Source organism: Pseudomonas sp. LLC-1, assembly GCF_002992185.1.
Classification (GTDB): domain Bacteria; phylum Pseudomonadota; class Gammaproteobacteria; order Pseudomonadales; family Pseudomonadaceae; genus Aquipseudomonas; species Aquipseudomonas monteilii.
In genome coordinates this window covers 101,725-125,606 of sequence record NZ_LUVY01000016.1, presented here as the reverse complement: position 1 = coordinate 125,606, position 23,882 = coordinate 101,725, and the positions used below count along the sequence as shown (strand labels likewise).

Sequence of the window (23,882 nt, the reverse complement as noted above, 5' to 3'; positions counted from 1 at the left end):
CACGCAAGGCGCAGACACTGCGCCCACTGCCACAGGAGGCCCCATGACCAAGACCCTCGGTTACAAACTCGGCATGATCGCCGTGCTCATAGTGCTGCTGCTCATCCCGTTGCTGCTGATCAACGGCCTGATCGATGAGCGCCAGGCCATGCGCGACGACGTACTGCGCGACATCGCGCAAAGTGCCAGCTTCGACCAGCAGCTCAGCGGCCCGCTGCTGGTGGTGCCGTACCGCAAGTACCAGCGCCGCTGGATCGAAAAGGATGGCGAGCGTACTCAGGAAACCAGCACTGTTGCCGGCCACCTGTACTTCCTGCCGGAAACCTTTGACGCCGACCTGGGTGTGGACACCGAACTGCGTGCCCGAGGTATCTACCAGGCCCGCCTGTTCCACGCCAAAGGCCGCATCAGCGGCCGTTTCAAGCTCCCGGAGCGCTGGGGCATCGACAAGGACTTCGACGATTACCGCTTCGACAAGCCGTTCCTGGTGGTGGGCATCAGCGATATCCGCGGCATCGAGAACGGCCTGGAACTGAGCATGGATGAGCAAAAGGTGCCGTTCGAGGCCGGTACCCGGCTCGACTGGATGCGCGGCGGCGTGCATGCCAGCCTGCCAGCGTTGGACGGCCTGCAGGCGCGGGAATTCAGCTACGGCTTCGATCTGGCGCTGCAAGGCACTGGCCAGTTGCACATCGTGCCCGTGGGCCGCACCAGCAGCGTGGACATGCGCGCCAACTGGCCGCATCCAAGCTTCGTCGGCAGCTACCTGCCCAACCGCCGCGACATCGATGCCCAGGGCTTCAGCGCCCATTGGCAGACTTCGTTCTTTGCCACCAACCTTGAAGACGCCCTGCGCCAATGCGCCATTGCCGGGCAGTGCGCCGACTTCAGTGAACGCAGCTTCGGCGTGAGCTTTGTCGACCCGGTGGACCAGTACCTGAAAAGCGAACGGGCGATTAAATACGCGCTGTTGTTCATTGCGCTGACCTTTGCCGGCTTCTTCCTGTTCGAAGTGCTGAAAAACCTGAGCGTACACCCGGTGCAGTACATCCTGGTGGGGGTGGCACTGGCGTTCTTTTACCTGTTGTTGCTGTCGTTGTCCGAGCACATCGGGTTCGGCCTGGCGTATGGGTTGTCGGCCTCGGCGTGCGTGCTGCTGATCGGCTTTTACCTCAGCCATGTGCTGCGCAGCCTGGCGCGAGGGGTTGGCTTTGCGGCGGGGTTGGCGGCGTTGTATGCGCTGCTCTACGGGCTGCTGAGCGCCGAGGATTATGCGCTGCTGATGGGCTCGCTGCTGTGCTTTGGCTTGCTGGGGGTGTTCATGGTGCTGACCCGGCGGCTGGACTGGGCGCGGGTGGGGAGGGCGGCATGAGGGAGGACAGAGAGATTGGGCGGTGGTTGGCCCAGAGGGTCGGGCAGCTGTTTCCTGTTGTACCTAGGTGAGGCCTTCGCGGGCATGCCCGCTCCCACAGGTACGGCGCACATCTTGAAATTGGCGCCATACCCTGTGGGAGCGGGCGTGCCCGCGAAGAGGCCCTGTCAGGCCACTGGAGAGGTAGCGACCATCGACGGTCGCTTGGCCACCTCGGCATACCACGCCGCCAACCCAGGCTGGCGCTCACGCCAGCCAAACTCCGGCTGACGCAAATCCAGATACCCCAGCGCACAAGCCACGCCAATTGCCGCCAGGTCGAACCCGGACATCAGCTCGGGCAAATGCTCCTGCTCCAGGTTGGCCAGGCTACGGCGGATCTTGTCGCCCTGCGCCTGCAACCAGCCATCCCAGCGTTTGTCTTCGGGCCGCAGGAAGCTTTCATAGCGCGACGACACCGCCGCATCCATGATCGCATCGGCCTGCGACACCAGCGTCATGCGCCGCCAGCGCGCCGAGCCCTCTCGCGGCAACAGCGGCAGGCCGACGTGTTGCAGGTCGAGGTACTCGCAGATCACCCGGCTGTCATGCAGCACGGTGCCGTCTTCCAGGCGCAGGGCCGGGATCTTGCCGATCGGGTTGTCCTGGTTGAGCTGCGGGTCGCCGCTTACCGGGCTGATGTTCACCGGCTGCAGTTGCACCCGCTCAAGCTGGCCGGTCTCATGCAACACCACCATGACCTTGCGCACGAAAGGCGACAACGGCGAGTGGAACAGGGTCATCGTGCTCATGCTTCAATTGCCCTGCAGGCTGGGTGGCAGGCATACACCGGTGCCGCCGATGCCGCAGTAGCCGTCCGGGTTCTTGGCCAGGTACTGCTGGTGGTAGGCCTCGGCAAAGTACACGGTCGGCGCCTGGTCGATTTCAGTGGTGATTTCACCAAAGCCGGCCTTGCTCAGTTCGGCCTGGAAGGCGTCGCGGCTGGCCTTGGCCTGTTCCAGCTGTTCCGGGCTGGTGCAGTAGATGGCCGAGCGGTACTGGGTGCCGACGTCATTGCCCTGGCGCATGCCCTGGGTGGGGTTGTGCAGCTCCCAGAACATGGCCAGCAGCTCGCGGTAGCTGACTTTGTCTTTGTCGAACACAACCAGCACCACCTCGGTGTGGCCGGTCAGGCCCGAGCAGACTTCTTCGTAGGTAGGGTTTGGGGTGAAGCCGCCGGCGTAGCCGACCACGGTGCTGACTACGCCCTCGCGCTGCCAGAAGCGGCGCTCGGCGCCCCAGAAGCAACCCAGGCCGAAGATGGCGAAGTCGATGGCGCCTTCGAAGAACGGGCCGAGCAGCGGGGTGCCTTCGAACACGTAGTGGAACTCGGGCAGGGCCATTGGCGTTTCGCGGCCAGGCAGCGCCTGTTCCGCAGTTGGCATGACGTTTTTGTTCACCAGGATTTCCGAACGCAGGACCATGGCCGTTCCTCTGTGTTTATTCAGTTGGATAGGTGGTGGGGCCATCGCCGGCAAGCCAGCTCCCACAGGGATACCACAGGTCTGGAAATCTGTGCGGTCCCTGTGGGAGCTGGCTTGCCGGCGATAGGGCCCGAATGGTCTCTATAGTGCCCGAGGTTTGAGCTGCTGTCAGGCCACCGGGCCACGCGGATAGCGTTTCAGCCGCTCAGCCAGCTCCCGCCCCGGAATCGGCCGGTCGAACAGGTAACCCTGGCCCACGTCGCAGCGGTGCCTGCGCAGAAACGCCAGCTGCTCTGGCGTCTCGATCCCTTCAGCCACCACCTTCAACTTGAGGTTATGCGCCATGGCCACCACCGCCGAGGTAATTTCCATGTCGTCCTGGTTGTCGGGGATCTCATTGATGAAGCTGCGGTCGATCTTGAGAATGTCGATCGGAAACTTCTTCAGGTAGCTCAGTGACGAGTAACCGGTGCCGAAGTCGTCCATGGCCAGGGTCAGGCCCAGGGCCTTCAGCTCGTCCAGCTGGCGGTGGGTATCTTCGGAGGCTTCCAGCAGCAGGCCTTCGGTCAGTTCCAGCTCCAGCAGGTGCGGGGGCAGGGCTTCTTCCTTGAGGATGGTGCTGATAGAGGCTACCAGGTCGGGGTCGGAAAACTGCTTGGGCGACAGGTTGATCGCGACGTGCAGGTTGCCCAAGCCGGCCTCGCGCAGTTGCTGGCTCATGCTGCATGACTGGCGTATCACCCATTTGCCAATGGGAATGATCAGGCCGGTTTCTTCTGCCACGCTGATGAACTGGTCCGGGCGGATCATGCCGCGCTCGGGGTGGTTCCAGCGCAACAGCGCTTCCAGCCCCAGCAGGCGACCGCTGCGCAGGCAGATCTTGGGCTGGTAGAAGACTTCCAGCTCGTTCTGGGTAAGGGCACGGCGCAGGTTGTTCTCGACGAACAGCTTGTAGCTGGCTTCGGCATTGAGCACTTCGGTAAACACCTGCACCTGATGCTTGCCGTTGGCCTTGGCCTTGTGCAACGCCAGGCCGGCGTTTTTCATCAGGCTGGCCGGGTCAGCGCCGTGCAGCGGCGCGTAGGCCAGGCCCACCGAGGCCGTGACGTTGATCAACTGGTTGTCGACGAACATCGGCTTGTCGAGGGTGCGCAGCAATTGTTGAGCAACGCCCTGGCCATCTTCCAGGCTGGTGTCGTCAAGCAATACCGCGAACTCGTTACTGGCAAAGCGCGCCAGGATACCGCCGGTGTGCAAGCTGTTGCGCAGGCGGCGGGCCAGGCTGATCAGCAGCTTGTCGCCGGTCTGGTGGCCAAGGCTGTCGTTGATGCGCTTGAAGTTGTCGATGTCCACCAGCAGCAGGCACATCGCGCTTTCGCCATCGCGGGCAAAGCACTCGTCCAGGCTGCGGATGAACGCCGGGCGGTTGCCCAGGTTGGTCAGGTTGTCGGTGTAGGCCAGTCGTTCGATGCGCTGCTGGGCCAGCTTGGTCTGGGTGACGTCTTCGTAAATGCCGATGTAGTGGGTCAGCTCACGGTTATCGCCGTACACCTTGGAAATCGACAACTGGCCCCAGTAGGGCTCTAGGTTCTTGCGCCGGCTCTTGAACTCGCCCTGCCAGCTGTTGCCCATGGCCAGGCTCGACGGCGAGTCGAACAGCAATTCGCTGAGGTTCTCCAATGCCGGCAGCTCACCCAGGTGGCGGCCTTGCACTTCTTCGGTGCTGTACTGGGTGATGGCGGTGAAACTCGGGTTGACGTACTCCACCCGGCCATCGCGGTTCACCAGCAAAAAGGCGCTGGCGCTTTGCTCGACGGCACGCTGGAACAGGTGCAATGCGCTGGCCGCAGTGCGCCGGTTGTGGTTGGTGATGACCTGGGCGAACTGGTCGGCCAGCTCACCTGCAAAGGCAATCTCGTCCGACTGCCAGGCCCGTGGCTGGCCGGTCTGCTCCAGGCACAGCACGCCGACTACCTGGCCATCGACACGGATACTGGCGTCGAGCATGGCCTTGTTTTCCGGGCGCAGGCTTTGCGCCAGGGCGCGGGTGCGCGGGTCGTGGCCGGCGTTGTGGGCGTCGATGGCGCGGCTGGCGTGCAGCGCGTCGAGGTAGTCGGGGAAACGGCTGGCATCGATGGCTTCGGGCTGGCGATGCTCCTGTGCATCGCGGTACCAGGCGGTGATCGGTTCCAGGCGCTGGTCGTCCAGGTGCCAGATGCTGGCGCTGTCGACCTTGTAGATTTCGCAGGCGCTGCGGGTAATCAGCTGGGCAGCTTCCAGCAGCGAGTTCCCGGCACTGTAGCGCTGGCGAGCCAGGCGCAGGATCAGGTCCTGCTGGCCGCGCACGCGCTCCAGGTGTTCCAGCTGCTCTTGCTGGGCGCGCTGGTTCAGTTGCAGGGCCAGCTGCAGGCGGTTGTTGCGTGACTCAAGGTCGCTGGGGTCGGCTTCGCCGGTATCGTCCTGCTGGTCATCGAGCACGCTCAGGTAGCCGCGCAACAGCTGGCGGTTATGCTGCTTGTAGGCTTCACCCACCTCCAGCAGGCGCAGCGAGGCGCTGGGCGTGTGCAGGGTGTAGCGCACGCGGTAGTACCCGCGCTGGGCCAGTTGCAGTTGGACCTCGTCGTGCAACCGGTAGCGAACTTCGGGTTCCATCAGGCTGGCGTAGGGTGCGTCTACCAAGGCACACAGGTCGCCGGCGTGCAGGCCGAACTGGCGCTCGCAGGCCGGGTCCAGGTAGAGCATGGCCCAGGTGGCTTCGTTGAGCCGTTCGAAACGCAGCATGCCGAGCCGCGAGGGCACGGGTAACGGCGTGACGACCTCGGCCGCCACACGGCTGGCGGCATCGGGTTGGCTTTTCATCGAAGACTCGCTTGAAGAGGGAACGCGGCCTTGCGGCGGCGGCAGATTCGGCAAGGTTGCATCATGTCCCGAGGGCTGGCAAGCGGCCATGCGTGATGCTGTGTACGGGTTATCGGCTGTCAGGGCTGATTCTGTAGTTTGGCTGGAAATTTTAGGGCCGCTTTGCGGCCCATCGCCGGCAAGCCAGCTCCCACAGGAATAGCGCAATTTCTGAACTGTGCGCGGTACCTGTGGGAGCTGGCTTGCCGGCGATGGGCTGCATCGCAGCCCTAATGTGCCTTATGTCAGGCAAAAAAAGCCCCGCCAATCGACGGGGTTGAGGTACGAGCGTGGCAGCTCGAAAAGGGTACTGCCCCTCGCAAGGAGGGGCAGCGGGCTGCCTTACAGCAGCATGGTGCGGATATCGCCCAGCACGTCGCCCAGGCGCTTGGTGAAGCGCGCGGCGGCTGCGCCGTTGATCACACGGTGATCGTAGGACAGCGACAGTGGCAGCATCAGCTTAGGCTGGAAGGCCTTGCCATCCCAGACTGGCTGCATGGTCGCCTTGGAGACGCCCAGGATAGCCACTTCCGGCGCGTTGACGATCGGCGTGAAGCCGGTGCCGCCAATGTGGCCGAGGCTGGAGATGGTGAAGCAGGCGCCTTGCATCTCGTCGGCCGACAGCTTCTTGGTGCGGGCTTTTTCGGCCAGCGCAGCCGCTTCGGCAGCCAGTTGCAGCAGGCTCTTCTGGTCGACGTTCTTGATCACAGGGACCAGCAGGCCGTCCGGGGTGTCCACGGCGAAGCCGATGTGCACGTACTTCTTGCGGATGATGGCCTTGCCGCTTGGCGCCAGCGAGCTGTTGAAGTCTGGCAGTTCCTTGAGCAGGAAAGCACAGGCCTTGAGCAGCAGTGGCAGCACGGTCAGCTTCACGCCAGCCTTCTCGGCCACGGCCTTCTGCGCAACGCGGAAGGCTTCCAGCTCGGTGATGTCGGCGGAGTCGAACTGGGTCACGTGCGGCACGTTCAGCCAGCTGCGGTGCAGGTTGGCGGCACCGACCTGCATCAGGCGGGTCAGGGCCACTTCTTCCACTTCACCGAACTTGCTGAAGTCCACGGCAGGGATCGGCGGGATGCCGGCGCCGCCGGTTGCACTGGCGGCTGCCGGAGCTTCCTTGGCCTTCTGCATCATCGCTTTGACGTAAACCTGCACGTCTTCTTTCAGAATGCGGCCGTGCGGACCGGTGGCGGCAACAGCGCCCAGGTCGACACCAAATTCACGGGCCAGCTGACGAACGGCTGGGCCTGCGTGAACCTTGGCGTTGCTGCCAGCGGCCGGTGCGGTAGCAGCCGGTGCCGGGGCAGCAGCCGGGGCAGCAGCGGCAGGTGCGGCTGCCGGAGCAGCCTCAGCCTTGGCTGGCGCCGGGGCAGCAGCGGCAGGTGCGGCTGCCGGAGCAGCCTCAGCCTTGGCTGGCGCCGGGGCAGCAGGGGCCGGAGCGGCAGCCGGGGCTGCGCCTGCCACTTTCAGCTTGAAGATCAGGTCGCCAGTGCCGACTTCGTCTTCCAGCTTGCACAGCACTTCTTCGACCACGCCAGCAGCTGGCGACGGGATTTCCATGGAGGCCTTGTCGGACTCCAGGGTAATCAGCGACTGGTCGGCTTCGACGGTGTCGCCGACCTTGACCAGCACTTCGATGATCTTGGCCTTGCCCGACGAGCCGATGTCCGGCACGTGGATGTCCTGCACGCTGGCGGCAGCCGGGGCTGCGGCTGGCGCAGGGGCAGCTTCGGCAGCAGGCGCTGGGGCAGCAGCCGGGGCCGCAGCTGCAGCGGCCGGAGCCTCAGGGGCCGCAGCAGCGGCGCCCTCGGCTTCCAGAACCAGCAGCTCGTCGCCTTCTTTCAGGCGGTCGCCCAGCTTGACCTTCAGTTCCTTGATGACGCCGGCCTTGGGGGCCGGGATTTCCATGGAGGCCTTGTCGGACTCCAGGGTCAGCAGGCTTTGGTCAGCCTCGATACGGTCACCGACCTTGACGAACAGCTCGATGATTTCACCTTCACCGCTGCCGATGTCAGGTACGCGAATGAGTTCGCTCACTTAAAAATACTCCTCAGCAGTCCAGTGGGTTGCGCTTGTCCGGGTCGATACCGAACTTGACGATAGCGTCTGCAACAACCTTGGGTTCGATCTCGCCACGGTCAGCCAGGGCTTCCAGAGCAGCCAGCACCACGAAGTGGCGGTCGACTTCGAAGAAGTGACGCAGCTTCTTGCGGCTGTCGCTGCGACCGTAACCGTCGGTACCCAGGACCTTGAACTCTTTGCTCGGCACCCACTGGCGAATCTGTTCGGCGAACAGCTTCATGTAGTCGGTAGAGGCGATGACCGGGCCTTTGCGGCCGTTCAGGCACTGCTCGACGTAGGTCTCTTGTGGCTTCTGGCCAGGCTTCAGGCGGTTGGCGCGTTCTACGGCCAGGCCGTCGCGGCGCAGTTCGTTGAAGCTGGTGACGCTCCACACGTCGGCACCGACGTTGAACTCTTCACGTAGGATCTTCGCGGCTTCGCGGACTTCGCGCAGGATGGTGCCGGAGCCCATCAGCTGTACATGGTGCGCGGCTTCGCGGGTGTCTTCTTCCAGCAGGTACATGCCCTTGATGATGCCTTCCTCGACACCGGCCGGCATGGCTGGCTGCTGGTAGGATTCGTTCATCACGGTGATGTAGTAGAAGATGTCCTGTTGCTCTTCGGTCATCTTCTTCATGCCGTCCTGGATGATCACCGCCAGCTCGTAGCCGTAGGTTGGATCGTAGGTGCGGCAGTTCGGGATGGTGCCCGCCATCATGTGGCTGTGACCGTCTTCGTGCTGCAGGCCTTCACCGTTCAGGGTGGTACGGCCGGCGGTACCGCCGATCAGGAAGCCGCGGGTGCGGCTGTCGCCAGCGGCCCAGGCCAGGTCGCCAATGCGCTGGAAGCCGAACATCGAGTAGAAGATGTAGAACGGCAGCATCGGCTGGTTGTGGCAGCTGTACGAGGTACCGGCAGCGATGAACGACGACATGGCGCCGGCTTCGTTGATGCCTTCCTCGAGGATCTGGCCCTTCTTGTCTTCGCGGTAGAACATCACCTGGTCTTTGTCGACTGGCTCGTAGAGCTGGCCGACCGACGAGTAGATGCCCAGCTGGCGGAACATGCCTTCCATACCGAAGGTACGGGCTTCGTCCGGGATGATCGGGACGATGCGCTGGCCGATTTCCTTGTCCTTGACCAGCTGCGCCAGAATGCGCACGAAGGCCATGGTGGTGGAGATTTCGCGGTCGCCCGAGCCGTCCAGGATCGCTTTCAGCGTTTCCAGTGGCGGGGTCGGTATGCTGAAGCTCTTGGCACGGCGCTGTGGCACGAAACCGCCCAGGGCAGCACGGCGCTCGGCCAGGTACTTGGCTTCGGCAGAACCTTCTTCCGGCTTGAAGAACGGCAGGTTTTCGAGGTCGGCATCCTTGACCGGGATGTCGAAGCGGTCACGGAAGTGACGCAGGCTATCGACGTCGACCTTCTTGGTGTTGTGCGCGGTGTTCTTGGCTTCGCCGGCACCGGTACCGTAACCCTTGATGGTTTTGGCCAGGATGACGGTAGGCTGGTCTTTGTGGTTGACCGCCTGGTGGTACGCCGCGTAGACCTTGTACGGGTCGTGGCCGCCACGGTTGAGCTTCCAGATCTCGTCGTCAGACAGGTCTTCGACCATGGCCTTGAGCTCTGGGGTGTTGAAGAAGTTTTCACGAACGTACGCGCCATCTTTGGCTTTGTAGTTCTGGTATTCGCCGTCGATGACTTCGTCCATGCGGCGCTGCAGGGCACCGTCGGTGTCCTTGGCGAACAGTGGGTCCCAGAAGCGGCCCCAGACAACCTTGTTGACGTTCCAGCCACCGCCACGGAACACGCCTTCGAGTTCCTGGATGATCTTGCCGTTGCCGCGAACCGGGCCGTCGAGGCGCTGCAGGTTGCAGTTGATGACGAAGATCAGGTTGTCCAGCTTCTCGCGACCGGCCAGGGCGATTGCGCCCAGGGATTCCGGCTCGTCACACTCGCCGTCGCCCATGAAGCACCAGACTTTCTGCTTGCCGGCCGGGATGTAGCCGCGCGCTTCCAGGTACTTCATGAAGCGTGCCTGGTAGATGGCCTGGATCGGGCCCAGACCCATCGATACGGTCGGGAACTGCCAGAAGTCAGGCATCAGCCATGGGTGCGGGTACGAAGACAGGCCGTTGCCGTCCACTTCCTGACGGAAGTTGTTCATCTGGTCTTCGTTGATGCGGCCTTCCATGAAGGCGCGGGCGTAGATGCCTGGGGAGGCGTGGCCCTGGAAGAAGATCAGGTCGCCGCCGTGTTCTTCGGTCGGGGCCTGGAAGAAGTAGTTGAAGCCGATGTCGTACAGGGTGGCACTGGAGGCGAAGCTGGAGATGTGTCCGCCCAGGTCCGAGTCTTTCAGGTTGGTGCGCATGACCATGGCCAGGGCGTTCCAACGCACCATCGAGCGAATGCGGCGTTCCATGAACAGGTCGCCAGGCATGCGTGCTTCGTGGGTGACAGGGATGGTGTTGCGGTATGGCGTGGTGATCGCATACGGCAGCTGGGAGCCACTACGGGTGGCCAGCTCGCCCATACGGGTCATCAGGTAATGAGCGCGGTCTTCGCCTTCTTTGTCGAGGACCGACTCCAGGGCATCCAGCCATTCCTGGGTTTCGATTGGATCGAGGTCTTGCATGGCTTGCTCCAGGGCGGAAAGGCAACCAGAATCGATTGCCTGAAGTTGCGACTGGCCTTATGGGCAGACGTCGTGAATTCTTGGATTACCGGGGTGTCTTCCGGCGCGTTGTAGTTTTACTACATTTGCTTTCGCATTTCATGCATTTACACGACACGAGTAGTAGTAAAACTACATTTGTGCGACGTTTGGTCGCACCTTGGCTTGTGAGGAAAAACGTTCATGTTGGTTGGCATTGTGTCGCGAACGGGTGGTTCTTGATGATTGTTGCCAAGTTTTCGTTTTTTTCAGCTATTTCCAACTTTTGTACGACAGTCCAACCGTGGTCCGGCTTCCCCTTGGCCGCTTTTTCCCCTCTATTTCACGCCGATCAAGGATAGACCATGCGCCTGCCTTTGCCGTCCGATCTGCCCGCCATCCTTCAGCCACTGGTCGCTCGCAACCAGCAATTTCTCAGCGATGCGCTAGCGGCTCACCCTGAGCTCGACCTGAATGCCTGGAGCCCGCTGCACCGGCAGCAATTCGACCAGGTGGCCGCGGCCAGCGATTTTGTCCTGGGCCTGGCCCAGCGCGAGCCGGCCATGCTGTTCGGCCTGCTGACCAGTGGCGAGCTGGAGCGCCGTTATGCACCGGGTGAGCTGCGCGGGCACATCGCTGCGGCCGCTCAGGCGGCGCAAAGCGACGATGAGCTCGCGCGCAACCTGCGCCGCGAGCGCAACCGCCAGCAGTTGCGCATCATCTGGCGCGACATCACCCGCCAGGCCGAACTGAGCGAGACGTGCCGCGACCTGTCGGACCTGGCCGATGCCGCCATCGACGAAGCCTACCAGTGGCTGTACCCGCGCCATTGCCAGCAGTTCGGCACGCCCATCGGCAACCGCAGCGGCCAGCCGCAGCACATGGTGGTGCTGGGCATGGGCAAACTGGGGGCGGTGGAGCTGAACCTGTCGTCGGACATCGACCTGATCTTCGGCTTCCCCGAAGGCGGCGAAACCGAAGGGGTGAAGCGCTCGCTGGAAAACCAGGAGTTCTTCACCCGCCTGGGCCAGCGGCTGATCAAGGCGCTGGACCCGGTGACCGTCGACGGCTTCGTGTTCCGCGTCGACATGCGCCTGCGCCCCTATGGTTCGGCCGGCGCACTGGTGCTCAGCTTCAATGCCCTGGAGCAGTACTACCAGGACCAGGGGCGCGACTGGGAGCGTTACGCGATGATCAAGGCGCGGGTGGTGGCCGGTGACCAGGCTACCGGCGCGCAACTGCAGGAGATGCTGCGCCCGTTCGTGTACCGCCGTTACCTGGACTTTTCCGCGATCGAAGCGCTGCGCACCATGAAGCAGTTGATCCAGCAGGAAGTGCGGCGCAAGGGCATGGCAGACAACATCAAGCTGGGGGCCGGTGGTATCCGCGAGGTTGAGTTCATCGCCCAGGCCTTCCAGCTGATCCACGGCGGGCGCGACCTGAGCTTGCAGCAACGGCCGTTGCTCAAGGTGCTGGCCACCCTCGAAGGCCAGGGTTACCTGCCGCCGGCGGTGGTCGCCGAGCTGCGCGAGGGGTATGAGTTCCTGCGTTATACCGAGCACGCCATCCAGGCCATTGCCGACCGCCAGACGCAAATGTTGCCAGAGGGCGAGACCGACCAGGCGCGGGTGGCCTACATGCTCGGTTTTGCCGACTGGCAGAGCTTCCACGACCAGTTGACCTACTGGCGTGGCCGTATCGACTGGCACTTCCGCCAGGTGATCGCCGACCCGGATGATGAAGACGGTGAAGGCGAACTGGTGGTGGGGGGCGAATGGTCGCCACTGTGGGAACAGGCGCAGGATGAAGAAGCCGCTGGCCGGCAGCTGGAAGAGGCTGGCTTCAAGGAGCCTGTCGAAGCCTTGCGGCGTTTGGCGGGGCTGCGCTCCAGCCCGCAGTTGCGGTCTATGCAGCGCATTGGCCGTGAGCGGCTGGATGCCTTTATTCCACGTTTGCTGGCCCAGGCGGTCGAGCACGACAACCCTGACCTGGTGCTGGAACGTGTGCTGCCGCTGGTCGAGGCCGTGGCGCGGCGTTCGGCTTACCTGGTGCTGCTGACCGAAAACCCGGGTGCCCTGCGCCGTCTGCTGACCTTGTGCGCCGCCAGCCCGTGGATTGCCGAGCAGATTGCGCTGTACCCGTTGCTGCTCGACGAACTGCTTAACGAAGGCCGCCTGTTCAGCCCGCCCTTGGCTCCAGAGCTGGCCAGCGAGTTGCGTGAACGCCTGACGCGCATCCCCGAGGATGACCTGGAGCAGCAGATGGAAGCGTTGCGCCACTTCAAACTGGCCCACAGCCTGCGCGTGGCCGCCTCGGAAATCAGTGGCAACCTGCCGTTGATGAAAGTCAGCGACTACCTGACCTGGCTGGCCGAAGCCATCCTCGACCAGGTACTGGCCCTGGCCTGGCGCCAGACCGTGGCCCGCCACGGCCAGCCCAAGCGCAGCGACGGCAGCCTGTGCGATCCGGGATTCATCATCATTGGTTATGGCAAGGTCGGCGGCCTGGAGCTGGGGCACGGCTCTGACCTGGACCTGGTGTTCATCCACGACGGCGACCCGCAAGAGGAAACCGACGGTGCCAAGCCCATCGACAGTGCGCAGTTCTTCACCCGGCTGGGCCAGCGCATCATCCACCTGCTGACCACCCAGACCAACTCAGGCCAGCTGTATGACGTGGACATGCGCCTGCGTCCGTCCGGCGCCTCCGGTTTGCTGGTGAGTTCGCTGGGCGCCTTCGAGCGCTACCAGCAGAACGAAGCCTGGACCTGGGAGCATCAGGCCTTGGTGCGAGCTCGCGTGCTGGTGGGCTGCAAACAGGTCGGCACCGCGTTCGAAGGCGTGCGCGCCAAGGTACTGGGCCAGGCCCGCGACCTGGAAAAACTGCGCACCGAAGTGAGTGAAATGCGCGCCAAGATGCGTGACAACCTGGGGACCAAGGCCACAGCTGCGGGCACTGCGGCTAACGCGTTCGAGGCCGGTGTGCCCTTCGATATCAAGCAGGATGCCGGCGGTATCGTCGATATCGAATTTATGGTGCAATACGCCGCTTTGGCCTGGTCCCATGACCACCCGGCCATACTCCGATGGACCGATAACATCCGCATTCTGGAAGAGCTGGAACAGGCGAGTTTGATGCCGGCCAGTGACGCGGTGCTGTTGCGTGAAGTGTACAAGGCGTTCCGCTCGGCCTCGCACCGCCAGGCCCTGCAGAAGCAGGCCGGGGTGATCGACGCGGCGCAGTTTGCCGATGAACGCCGTCAAGTGCGGCGGATCTGGGGGGAACTGGGTTTGACCTGAAGGCCACCGTCCCCACAGGGGCTGTGATCAGCCATGGACTTGCCTGAGTGGTACACTGTCCGCCACATAGCCTGAATATAAAGAGGGGAGGCCAGGCTGTACCGCAGTCTGTAGCCTCCCCGAGCGTTTCTGGACTAAGCATGAGAATACTGATCATTGGCCCCAGCTGGGTCGGCGACATGGTGATGGCGCAGACCCTGTTCCAGTGCCTGAAACAGCAGCACCCCGACTGCGTGATCGACGTGTTGGCCCCCGAGTGGAGCCGGCCGATCCTGGAACGCATGCCCGAGGTGCGCCAGGCCTTGAGCTTCCCGCTCGGCCACGGCGCGCTGGAGCTGGCCACGCGCCGGCGCATCGGCAAGTCCCTGGCCGGCCAGTACGACCAGGCCATCCTGCTGCCCAACTCGCTGAAGTCGGCACTGGTGCCGTTCTTCGCCGGTATCCCCAAACGCACCGGCTGGCGCGGCGAAATGCGCTTTGGACTGCTGAACGATGTGCGCAAGCTGGACAAGGCCCGCTACCCGCTGATGATCGAGCGCTTCATGGCCCTGGCCTACGCGCCCGGTGCCGAGCTGCCGCAGCCGTACCCGCGGCCCAGCCTGCAGATCGAAGCGCAAAGCCGCGAAGCCGCGCTGGCCAAGTTCGGCCTGGAACTGGACCGCCCGGTGCTGGCGCTATGCCCTGGTGCCGAGTTTGGTGAGGCCAAGCGCTGGCCGTCCGAGCATTACGCTGCCGTGGCCGACGCGATGATCCGTCAGGGCTGGCAGGTGTGGCTGTTCGGCTCGAAGAAAGATCACCCGGTCGGTGAGCAGATCCGTGACCGGTTGATCCCGGGTTTTCGTGAAGAGTCGTCCAACCTGGCCGGCGAAACCTCGCTGGCCGAGGCCATCGACCTGATGTCCTGCGCCCATGCCGTGGTGTCCAACGACTCCGGCCTGATGCACGTGGCCGCCGCGCTGAACCGCCCATTGGTGGCGGTGTACGGCTCGACCTCGCCCGGCTTTACCCCGCCGCTGGCCGAGCAGGTGGAAGTGGTGCGCACCGGCATCGAGTGCAGCCCGTGTTTCGACCGTACCTGCCGTTTCGGCCACTACAACTGCCTGCGCCTGCTGGAGCCGGGCAAAGTCATTGCCGCCCTGCACAGCCTGAGCGGGCCGGACCTGATCGATACCGTGGCCGAGGTCGACTAAGTGCGGGTACTGATCATCAAGACTTCGTCGCTGGGTGATGTGATTCACACCCTGCCGGCGCTTACCGATGCCGCCCATGCCATCCCGGGCATCCGTTTCGACTGGGTGGTGGAAGAAGGCTTCGCCGAAATCCCCAGCTGGCACCCGGCGGTCGACCAGGTTATCCCGGTGGCCATCCGCCGCTGGCGCAAGAACCTTTGGCAAACCCTCAAGAGTGGCGAGTGGAAGGCGTTCAAGCAGCGTGTGCGCGAACGCAAATACGACCTGGTGATCGACGCTCAGGGTCTGGTGAAGTCGGCCTGGCTGACCCGCTACGTGAAGGCCCCGGTCGCCGGCCTGGACCGCTACTCGGCCCGCGAAGGCTGGGCCAGCCGCTTCTATGACCGGCGTCTGTCGGTTGCCACCGGCCAGCATGCGGTGGAGCGGGTGCGCCAGTTGTTCGCCATGGCCCTGGCCTACGACCTGCCGGAAGGCATCGGCAACTACGGCCTGGACCTGGACCGCCTGCAGCTGCCGCCGGCTGCGCCCTATGTGGTGTTCCTGCATGGCACCACCTGGGCAACCAAGCATTGGCCTGAAGCTTATTGGCGCGAACTGGCCGAGCGCATGGGCCGGCGCAAGCTGGAAGTGCGTCTGCCTTGGGGCAACCCGGCCGAGAAGGCGCGCGCCGAGCGTATCGCCCAGGGCTTGAACAACTGCCAGGTACTCCCCAAATTGAACCTTGCCGGCGTTGCCCGCGTACTGGCAGCGGCAAAAGCCTGCGTGGCGGTCGATACCGGCCTTGGCCACCTGGCCGCAGCACTCGATGTACCCACCATTTCGCTGTTCGGCCCGACCAACCCGGGCCTGACTGGCGCCTACGGACGGACCCAGATTCACCAGGCCAGTGACTGGCCTTGCGCTCCCTGCCTGCAGAAGAAGTGCACCTACAAACCGAGCGCCGATGACCTGCGCCGGTTCGATCTGAAACGCGAGTGGCCACTGTGCTTCACTCGCCTGAATCCCGAGCATGTGGCGGGCCGCTTGAGCGCGTTGCTGCTGGCTGAGGATGTCCGTTGATGCAACTGGCTTTCGTGCTTTACAAATATTTCCCCTTCGGCGGGCTGCAGCGCGACTTCATGCGCATTGCCCTGGAATGCCAGAAGCGGGGCCACCAGATCCGTGTGTACACGCTGATCTGGGAAGGTGACATTCCGCCGGGCTTTGAAGTGCTGGTGGCGCCGGTGAAGGCGATTTTCAACCACCGCCGTAACGAGAAGCTCAGCGCCTGGATGGCCGCCGACCTGGCCAAGCGCCCGGTCGACCGCCTGATTGGCTTCAACAAGATGCCGGGGCTGGATGTGTACTACGCCGCCGACGGCTGCTTCGAGGACAAGGCGCAGACCCTGCGTGGTGGCCTGTACCGTCGCTGGGGCCGCTACCGGCACTTTGCCGAGTACGAGCGTGCGGTGTTCGCCAAGGACGCCCACACCGAAGTGCTGATGATTTCCGAAGTGCAGCAGCCGCTGTTCATCAAGCATTACGGCACCCCGGTGGAACGCTTCCACCTGCTGCCGCCGGGAATTTCCCAGGACCGCCGTGCGCCGGCCAATGCCGCCGAGATCCGCGCCGAGTTCCGCAAGGAATTCAACCTGGGCGATGACGACCTGTTGCTGGTGCAGATTGGCTCGGGCTTCAAGACCAAGGGCGTGGACCGCAGCCTCAAGGCGCTGGCCGCACTGCCGTCGGCCCTGCGCAAACGCACGAAGCTGATGGTGATCGGCCAGGACGACCCCAAGGTGTTCCAGCTGCAAAGCGCCACCCTGGGCCTGGGCGACCAGGTGCAGTTCCTCAAGGGCCGCAGCGACATCCCGCGCTTCCTGCTGGGTGCCGATGTGCTGATTCACCCGGCCTACAACGAGAACACCGGTACGGTGCTGCTCGAAGCGCTGGTGGCCGGCCTGCCGGTGCTGGTGTCCAAGGTGTGCGGCTACGCCCACTACATTGCCGAGGCCGACTGCGGCCTGGTGCTGGACGAGCCGTTCGAACAGGACCAGCTCAATGGCTACCTGCAACGCATGCTCGAAGACTCGCAGGCCCGCGCCAGTTGGTCGCGCAACGGCCTGGCGTTCGCTGAAACCGCTGATCTGTACAGCATGCCGCAGCATGCTGCCGACGTGATCCTGGGGCAGAAAACCGCATGAAGCTGATAGTGGCCGAGCCCTTCAAGCGCCTGTGGGCCGGGCGGGATGCCTTCGACGCCGTCGAGGCGCTGCAAGGCGAGGTCTATCGCGAACTGGAAGGGCGCCGCACGCTGCGTACCGAGGTGGAGGGCGAAGGGTTTTTCGTCAAGATCCACCGCGGCATCGGCTGGGGCGAGATCTTCAAGAACCTGTTCACCGCCAAGCTGCCGGTGCTCGGTGCCGGCCAGGAATGGCGGGCCATCCAGCGCCTGCACGAGGTGGGCGTGCCGACCATGACCGCCGTTGCCTATGGCGAGCGCGGCAGCAACCCGGCTGCGCAGCACTCGTTCATCATCACCGAGGAACTGGCGCCGACCATCAGCCTGGAAGATTTCAGCATCGACTGGGTCAAGCAGCCGCCCGCGCCACGCCTGAAGCGCGCGCTGATCGCCGAAGTGGCGAAAATGACCGGCGGCATGCATCGCGCCGGGGTCAACCACCGCGACTGCTACATCTGCCACTTCCTGCTGCACACCGACCGCCCGGTGACGGCGGATGACTTCAAACTGTCGGTTATCGACCTGCACCGTGCCCAGACCCGAGCGAAAATCAGCCGCCGCTGGCGCGACAAGGACCTGGCCGCGCTGTACTTCTCGGCGCTGGACATCGGCCTGACCCAGCGCGACAAGCTGCGCTTTTTGCGGGGTTACTTCCAGCGCCCGCTGCGGCAAATCCTCAAGGACGAAGCCCGGTTGCTCGCCTGGCTGGACCGCAAGGCGCAGAAACTCTACGACCGCAAGCAACGCTATGGGGATGCACTCTGATGGCGGGTTGGACACTGGCGCCAGGCTATGAACACCTGGCGGCGGACTTCGGCAGCCTCGATGCGGTATTTGCCCTGCAAGGCGAGCGCCTGACCCGCGACCCGCTCAGCGAGGTGGTGCGCATCGAGCGTGACGGGGTCAACTACTACGTCAAACGCTACACCGGGGCCGGCAAGCACATGCGCCGCTACCTGGGCCGGCCACGCATCAAGGCCGAATGGCAGAACCTCAAGCAGTTCGCCAAGTGGGGTATTCCCACTGCCGAAGTGGTGGCGTGGGGGCTTGAGCGCAATGGCCTGGCCTTTGGCCGTGGGGCGATGATCACCCGTGAGCTGCCGCGCACCGAAGACCTGTCGGCGCTGGCTGAACGCAACGATGCACGCTTGGCCGACCGGGCCTGGGTCGATCACCTCAGCCGTCAGCTGGCGCGCCATACCCGGGTGATGCACGAGCACCGCTTTGCCCATAACGACCTGAAGTGGCGCAACCTGCTGGTCGATGACCAAGGCACGCTATTCTTCATCGACTGCCCTACCGGCGACTTCTGGCGCGGCTTCATGTGGCGGCACCGGATGATCAAGGACCTGGCCTGCCTGGACAAAGTGGCCAAATACCACCTGTCGGCCACCCAGCGTCTGCGCTTCTACCTGCAATACCGTGGCCGCGACCGGCTGAATGTGCGTGACAAGAAGCGCATTCGCCAGGTGCTGGGCTTTTTCGAGGGAAGGGAATGACCGATTACCTGGCCAGCGCGGACCTCGCGCTGCTCAAACGCCATGGCCTGGACGACTTCGAGGCGCTGTGGGCGCTGCAACTGGATGCCGTGGACGAACCCAACACGGGCCGTGGCGGCTGGAGCAGCGTGTTCCGCCTGGAGCTCGAAGGCAAGGGCTACTACCTCAAGCGCCAGAGCGACTACCTGACCCGCACCCTGCACCGACCGTTCGGCGAGCCGACCTTCGCGCGAGAATTTCGCAACATCAGCCGCTACCAGAAGCTGCACATCCCGGCCTTGCAGGCGGTGTTCTATGGCGAGCGCAAGCAAGGCGGCAAGCACCGGGCCATCCTGATGACCCGTGCCCTGGACGAGTGGGCCGACCTCGACAGCCTGCTGGCCCAGTGGCCGCAGCTAGGTGACGGCGAACGCACCGGTATCCTGCAGGCCTGCGGTCAGCTGGCGCGCACCCTGCACAGCGCCGGCCAGGTGCACGGCTGCTTCTACCCCAAGCACATCTTCCTGCGCCAACGCCGCGATGGCTGGGACGCGCAACTGATCGACCTGGAAAAGACCCGGCCTTTGCTGTTCGGCATGCGCGACCGCCTCAAGGACCTGGAGCCGCTGCTGCGCCGCGCCCGGGCCTGGGGCGAGGCCGATGTGCGCACGATGCTGGCGACCTACCTGGCGCAGCCGGCTGACAGCACACTGGTCGATACCTGGCTGCAACGCCTGACGCAACGCCGTCGTGAAAAAGAGGCCCGCTGATGTGTTTGTCTGAACTGAAGGACGCCGGGCGTAGCCCGTCGTTACCCCTGAGTATCACCCTGGCTGATGCCGCCGGCAGCGCCGACCTGCAACTGCTCAGCCTGCTGCGCGTGCTGCCGGGCCAGCGCTATGTGGGCGCTGGCGTCTGGCGCGGCACCCCGGTGCTGGCCAAGTTGCTGGTAGGCGGTAGCGCCGCCCGGCATTTCCAGCGTGAGCTGCAAGGCGTGAAGCTGCTGGCCGAACAGGGGCTGACCACGCCGAAGCTGCTGGCTGACGGCCTCAAGGAAGGCGAGGGCGGCTGGCTGCTGTTCGAATTCCTCGACGGCGCCGAAAGCCTCGCCGATGCCTGGGCTGCGGTGGAAAACCTGCCGGTGTTGGCCGACGAGCAACACCTGGTGCTGGGCGAAGCGCTAACGGCTGTCGCGCACATGCACGCTCAGGGCCTGTGGCAGGAAGACCTGCACCTGGACAACCTGCTGCGCCATGGCGGCAAGCTGTACCTGATCGATGGTGCTGGCATCAAGGCCGAAACGCCTGGCCAGCAACTGTCGCGCCCACGCGTGCTGGAAAACCTCGGCGTGTTCTTCGCCCAGCTGCCCAAGCGCCTGGAGCCGTTCATCGAAGAACTGCTGGTGCATTACCTGCTGGCCAATGCCGAACATGCACTGCCGATGGAGGCCTTGCAGAAGCAGGTGGACAAGGTGCGCAACTGGCGCCAGAAGGATTACCTGGAAAAGGCCGGCCGCGAGTGCAGCCTGTTCAGCGTCGAGCGCACCCTGTCGGGCTTGCAGGCGATTCGCCGCAGCGAGGTCGATGCCATGCAACCTGTGCTGGCGCAGGCCGATGCGTTGATCGACCAGGGCCACCTGTACAAGACCGGAGGCGCTGCAAGCGTGGCGCGGATCGAGATCAATGGCCGCCAGCTGGTGCTCAAGCGCTACAACATCAAGAACACCGCGCACTGGTTCAAGCGCTTCTGGCGCCCGAGCCGTGCCTGGCATTCGTGGATCGAAGGCCACCGCCTGGAATTTCTCGACATCGCCACACCCAAGCCGCTGGCGGTGCTGGAACAGCGGGTGATGGGCCTGCGCAGCCGCGCCTACCTGGTCACCGAGTATGTCGATGGCCCGGACCTGACGGCCTGCTTCGCGCCCTACGTGGAGAGCGGCGAGGCACCCGAGGAACAGGTGGATGCCCTGGTGCATGTGATGCAGCAGCTGATCCGCGAACGCATCAGCCATGGCGACTTCAAGGGCCATAACCTGTTCTGGGACAACGGCCAGTGGTCGCTGATCGACCTTGACGCCATGTGCCAGCACGCCACCCAGCTCAGCTTCGCCCCGGCCTATGCCCGGGACCGGGCGCGGCTGTTACGCAACTGGCCGAGTGGCAGCGCTTTGCATCAGCGGCTGGACCGGCTACTGCCCAGGCTGGCCGAATAGCTTGAGGGTAACGCCAGCCAGTCGCTGCCGCGGCCGGCCTGGCGAACCCGGATGCGCCATTCACCCTCCTGGTGGCGCAGCACCGCCCAGGCAGGCACTACGCCAGACAAGCTCGCGGGCAACACCAGGTGATAGTGGCCAGGCAGCAGGTGGCGGCGTACTGGCAACTGATGGTTATGCAGTTGCAGGTACTGTGTGCTGTCGTGGTTGAACAGGTGTTCGTCTTCAATCGCTACAGTGCCCTTGAGCGGTGTTGCCAGCCGGCACTGTTCGAGCAGTTGCGTGATGTCTGGCAAACCGTCATGCCAGCGTATGGGAGAGTCCACTACCCAGTTGCCATCCTGACTGCGCTTGATCGGCAGTTTCAGGTACGCATAAGGCTGGTCGGGATCGGTGGCTCGCCAACGGGTGCCGTCAAAACTGACATTGAAGTAGCGGCCCAGGTTATCCCGCACGAAGTACTGGGTCAGCCCGGGGCTGGCCGACAGTTGTTCATAGACGGCCTCACCATGTACCGAGTCGATCCGGTAGCGCAACCTGGCAAGGTCCGGCGCGGTTTCGTAGTGTTTAGGTAGGGGTATCGGCGGCGGTTTGGGCAGCCCCCGCAAAGCACGGCGCATCAAGCTGGAACCTGCCATATCGTTCAGCCCGGCGGTGGCATGGCCGAGAGCAGCCACGGCATGGTGCAAGGCGCCCGCATGGTCGTCTTGGTCGAACGCTTCGAAACCATCCCATATGGAAATCGCCATACGGCCAAATGCCAAGGCGACCAAAGCCCGTTGCGGCAGTACGAAGGTGACAACATCCAGCACCAGCCGCAGCACATTGACCGAGAACTCCCCCAGCAGCTCCTGATTGCTGCGGGTGACGGAGTCGGTGTGCGCGATCAGGTTTCTGACCTCGGCCCGGTAGAGTGCCTGATACAGGTCGCCAGTGATGGTTTGCCGTGTTATGGATGCGCCACTTACCCGCCCCTTGAGCAACCGTGCCTTGAGCTTTTTGCTGCTGGCCTGCGGCAGGCGCTGGACCAGGTAGTCCTGCAGCATCAGGTCACCGCGAAGGGCCCGGATCAACGCTTTGATGTTGCGGTACTCACGCCAATAGCGCCTGTCCGGGACGTCAGGGCAATGAACGACAATTCGATTCGAGTTCTCTGGCGAGACGAGCAGCAAAACGCCCATCAAGGTATCGCCGTGCACGAGCAGTTGCTGAACGATCACCTGTTGCTCGTTGTAATGTGGGCGTGCATGGCTGTCGGGGTTGTTGATGACCGTGCTGGCCCAGCCATACCCCTGCGCGAAAGTGTCTGCGAGAAAATGGCCGACATAGTGCGCTTTCACCGCTTCGGCATTCAGCCGGGCGCGGTAGATCTGTGCATAGGCTGCCTCGCGCCAGCGGCCTTCAGGCGAGTCGAGCAGTTGCGTGCGCAGGTAAGCCTTGTAACCACTGCCGGCATTCAGGCGCCGTACGATCTGCTTGACCCGCAGTGGGGTGAGCGCTGGCAGTGGTTGATCACCGTGAAGATAGACCCGGGCAGTCAGCCAGTAGTCCACATCGAACCAGCTGATGTTCAGCAACGCCAGTTCGTCGAACCGGTAGGTGTGCTTCACCAGTTCGACGGTAGCGCCCACCTGTTGTCGGCTGACCACCGGAATGTAGCCCACCGTACTGCCCAGTGGGAGAGGGTTCACGGTCGGCCCAACCTGGCGGGCAAGGGTGACGCTGATGGTGATATCACGCGGATCGCAGTCCAGACCCGGGTCACGTTGCAGATACTCGCGCAGGCGCAAGTTCACCCAGTGCAGCAGTGAATGCTGCTGGCTGAACTGTTCCAACGTCAGAATGCCAGGGGCGCTGGCTGCTTCGATGGCCATAACCTGTTCTTGCATGGCCTGCATGATGTGAGCGACACCTTGCTGCGATGTGTTGCGCAGCCAATTGGGCAGGTGCTTTTCCAGCAGCAGGCCGTAGCGGTTGGCCAGTGGGCCGCGGCTACCGACGGCGCTGCGTATGTCGAGTGCAGGGGCAAGCGCGTTGTCCAGCTGCTCGATATCACGCTGCTTGCCTTGCTTCCATGCAAGTTGCCAGGCATGGCTCAAGTGCCTGGCCTGGGCGTCACGCACGGTCGAGGCCAGGTAGTCGGCCACGTCCTCGGTATACCAGTCATAACGTAAACGCGCCGCGCAACGCGCGCTTTGCTGGTCAGCAGGGGCAATCATGAGTTTGAGCAGGTGCTCGCTCTGCTGCGGATCTTCCAGACGCTCGCATACCTCCTTGTGGAGATCGCTCAGGTTGTCGAAGGCTTCGATGCCGTGAGCGATACTGCACAATAGTGCTCGGCCAACCGGTTCATGGTGCTCAAGCGTATGTCCTTCAGCCCCCTGCTCGGTAATCACCAGAAAACCCGGCACATGGCTGCGCCAGTTGGGTGCAGTACTGGTAAGCAGCAGGCGATAAACCTGAGGGCGCGCGGTGACTGGCAAGTGCCGTCGCTGCCAAGGTTGTGGCAGTTCCAGGCACGTCCTGAGCAGTTGGGTATGCGCTGCAGGCAGGGTCTGATCGGTACTGCGCAAACGAATTTCCGCATCCAGTTGGTCGCGGAACAGCGCTGCCAGGCTGACGGTGCGCGTCAGCCCTTTGCTGTTGCGCTCCAGCCAGTACGCTGCCAGGCGCGCGTGCAGTTGCTGGCGAATGGTTTGGCAGAAACTGCCGATACGGCTGCTGAAATCGACAGGTAGGCTAAGCGCCGGGTAGTCGACATGACTGATGCGGCTACCCGCAGGCAGACGAAAAGTGCCACCGTCGAACAGATGGAAACCCACCAGTTGCAATAGGTGATGCGTACCGAAAAACAGCGTGCGCGCACTGATGGAAAGGCCCGGGAACAGTTGGGCAAGCGTCAGCTCAAGGCTGTGCTCGACGCCATGAATGGGGGGTAGCAGTGCATCAAGCTGGTTATCCAGCGTGTGAAAATGCGGCAGGGTGGTCATGGTCCGGCTCCTGTTGCGAAGGCGGACCATGCTGCGCCAGGGCGCCAG

The 23,882-nt window shown here is 63.6% G+C and carries 15 protein-coding genes; 9 read left to right on the top strand and 6 right to left on the bottom strand.

All coding sequences use genetic code 11. The features are described 5' to 3' along the window. The first annotated feature begins 43 nt into the window (after positions 1-43). Positions 44-1,372, top strand: coding sequence for a cell envelope integrity protein CreD (creD, locus tag A0O30_RS17545; RefSeq protein WP_105947329.1), 1,329 nt, complete (start codon positions 44-46; stop codon positions 1,370-1,372). A gap of 167 nt (positions 1,373-1,539) precedes the next feature. On the opposite strand, the gene A0O30_RS17535 is transcribed toward creD, so the two are convergent. The 5 genes from A0O30_RS17535 to aceE form a co-directional block, all read right to left on the bottom strand. Further along, positions 1,540-2,163 carry a glutathione S-transferase gene (locus A0O30_RS17535; RefSeq protein ID WP_027615926.1) on the bottom strand — a complete coding sequence of 208 codons (624 nt, stop codon included), beginning with the start codon at positions 2,161-2,163 and terminating at the stop codon, positions 1,540-1,542. 3 nt (positions 2,164-2,166) lie between these two features. After that, complete coding sequence (gene msrA / locus A0O30_RS17530) at positions 2,167-2,835, bottom strand: peptide-methionine (S)-S-oxide reductase MsrA (protein ID WP_060499122.1); 669 nt, start codon at positions 2,833-2,835, stop codon at positions 2,167-2,169. A 168-nt stretch (positions 2,836-3,003) separates the two neighbouring features. Further along, entirely contained in the window at positions 3,004-5,694 is a 2,691-nt protein-coding gene (locus A0O30_RS17525) for a bifunctional diguanylate cyclase/phosphodiesterase (RefSeq protein WP_105947328.1), read from the bottom strand. Between the two features lie 381 nt (positions 5,695-6,075). After that, complete coding sequence (aceF, locus tag A0O30_RS17520) at positions 6,076-7,767, bottom strand: dihydrolipoyllysine-residue acetyltransferase (RefSeq protein ID WP_105947327.1); 1,692 nt, start codon at positions 7,765-7,767, stop codon at positions 6,076-6,078. A gap of 13 nt (positions 7,768-7,780) precedes the next feature. Next, entirely contained in the window at positions 7,781-10,426 is a 2,646-nt protein-coding gene (aceE, locus tag A0O30_RS17515) for a pyruvate dehydrogenase (acetyl-transferring), homodimeric type (RefSeq protein ID WP_105947326.1), read from the bottom strand. A gap of 383 nt (positions 10,427-10,809) precedes the next feature. Between aceE and glnE the strand changes: the two genes are divergently transcribed. From glnE to A0O30_RS17475, 8 genes are all read left to right on the top strand, one after another. Continuing rightward, complete coding sequence (glnE, locus tag A0O30_RS17510; protein ID WP_105947325.1) at positions 10,810-13,743, top strand: bifunctional [glutamate--ammonia ligase]-adenylyl-L-tyrosine phosphorylase/[glutamate--ammonia-ligase] adenylyltransferase; 2,934 nt, start codon at positions 10,810-10,812, stop codon at positions 13,741-13,743. Positions 13,744-13,883: 140 nt separating this feature from the next. Further along, positions 13,884-14,933: a lipopolysaccharide heptosyltransferase II gene (gene waaF, locus A0O30_RS17505; protein WP_105947324.1), complete on the top strand. Its 1,050-nt coding sequence runs from the start codon at positions 13,884-13,886 to the stop codon at positions 14,931-14,933. After that, entirely contained in the window at positions 14,934-15,992 is a 1,059-nt protein-coding gene (waaC, locus tag A0O30_RS17500) for a lipopolysaccharide heptosyltransferase I (RefSeq protein WP_105947323.1), read from the top strand. After that, positions 15,992-17,116, top strand: a complete 1,125-nt coding sequence (locus tag A0O30_RS17495) for a glycosyltransferase family 4 protein (protein ID WP_105947322.1) — start codon at positions 15,992-15,994, stop codon at positions 17,114-17,116. The genes waaC and A0O30_RS17495 overlap by 1 nt, the downstream gene beginning before the upstream one ends. Then, positions 17,113-17,919: a lipopolysaccharide core heptose(I) kinase RfaP gene (gene rfaP / locus A0O30_RS17490; protein WP_105947321.1), complete on the top strand. Its 807-nt coding sequence runs from the start codon at positions 17,113-17,115 to the stop codon at positions 17,917-17,919. The genes A0O30_RS17495 and rfaP overlap by 4 nt, the downstream gene beginning before the upstream one ends. Then, positions 17,919-18,653 (top strand): lipopolysaccharide kinase InaA family protein, encoded by a 735-nt coding sequence (locus tag A0O30_RS17485; protein ID WP_016714545.1) that lies wholly within the window; start codon positions 17,919-17,921, stop codon positions 18,651-18,653. Before rfaP ends, A0O30_RS17485 begins: the two co-directional genes overlap by 1 nt. Beyond that, positions 18,650-19,402: a lipopolysaccharide kinase InaA family protein gene (locus tag A0O30_RS17480; protein WP_105947320.1), complete on the top strand. Its 753-nt coding sequence runs from the start codon at positions 18,650-18,652 to the stop codon at positions 19,400-19,402. The genes A0O30_RS17485 and A0O30_RS17480 overlap by 4 nt, the downstream gene beginning before the upstream one ends. After that, a complete protein-coding gene (locus tag A0O30_RS17475) occupies positions 19,402-20,844 on the top strand; it encodes a lipopolysaccharide kinase InaA family protein (RefSeq protein ID WP_105947319.1) in 1,443 nt (480 codons plus the stop codon). Before A0O30_RS17480 ends, A0O30_RS17475 begins: the two co-directional genes overlap by 1 nt. On the opposite strand, the gene A0O30_RS17470 is transcribed toward A0O30_RS17475, so the two are convergent. Beyond that, positions 20,805-23,834 (bottom strand): dermonecrotic toxin domain-containing protein, encoded by a 3,030-nt coding sequence (locus A0O30_RS17470; protein ID WP_105947318.1) that lies wholly within the window; start codon positions 23,832-23,834, stop codon positions 20,805-20,807. The genes A0O30_RS17475 and A0O30_RS17470 overlap by 40 nt on opposite strands. Between the last annotated feature and the right edge of the window lie 48 nt (positions 23,835-23,882).

Bases quoted from the DNA above. Each gene is read 5' to 3' on its own strand.
- creD (WP_105947329.1), top strand. From the start codon at position 44: ATGACCAAGACCCTCGGTTACAAACTCGGCATGATCGCCGTGCTCATA.
- msrA (WP_060499122.1), bottom strand. From the start codon at position 2,835: ATGGTCCTGCGTTCGGAAATCCTGGTGAACAAAAACGTCATGCCAACT.
- A0O30_RS17495 (WP_105947322.1), top strand. From the start codon at position 15,992: ATGCAACTGGCTTTCGTGCTTTACAAATATTTCCCCTTCGGCGGGCTG.
- A0O30_RS17475 (WP_105947319.1), top strand. From the start codon at position 19,402: ATGTGTTTGTCTGAACTGAAGGACGCCGGGCGTAGCCCGTCGTTACCC.
- A0O30_RS17470 (WP_105947318.1), bottom strand. From the start codon at position 23,834: ATGACCACCCTGCCGCATTTTCACACGCTGGATAACCAGCTTGATGCA.
- A0O30_RS17525 (WP_105947328.1), bottom strand. From the start codon at position 5,694: ATGAAAAGCCAACCCGATGCCGCCAGCCGTGTGGCGGCCGAGGTCGTC.
- A0O30_RS17480 (WP_105947320.1), top strand. From the start codon at position 18,650: ATGACCGATTACCTGGCCAGCGCGGACCTCGCGCTGCTCAAACGCCAT.
- waaF (WP_105947324.1), top strand. From the start codon at position 13,884: ATGAGAATACTGATCATTGGCCCCAGCTGGGTCGGCGACATGGTGATG.
- rfaP (WP_105947321.1), top strand. From the start codon at position 17,113: ATGAAGCTGATAGTGGCCGAGCCCTTCAAGCGCCTGTGGGCCGGGCGG.
- A0O30_RS17535 (WP_027615926.1), bottom strand. From the start codon at position 2,163: ATGAGCACGATGACCCTGTTCCACTCGCCGTTGTCGCCTTTCGTGCGC.
- glnE (WP_105947325.1), top strand. From the start codon at position 10,810: ATGCGCCTGCCTTTGCCGTCCGATCTGCCCGCCATCCTTCAGCCACTG.
- aceE (WP_105947326.1), bottom strand. From the start codon at position 10,426: ATGCAAGACCTCGATCCAATCGAAACCCAGGAATGGCTGGATGCCCTG.
- A0O30_RS17485 (WP_016714545.1), top strand. From the start codon at position 17,919: ATGGCGGGTTGGACACTGGCGCCAGGCTATGAACACCTGGCGGCGGAC.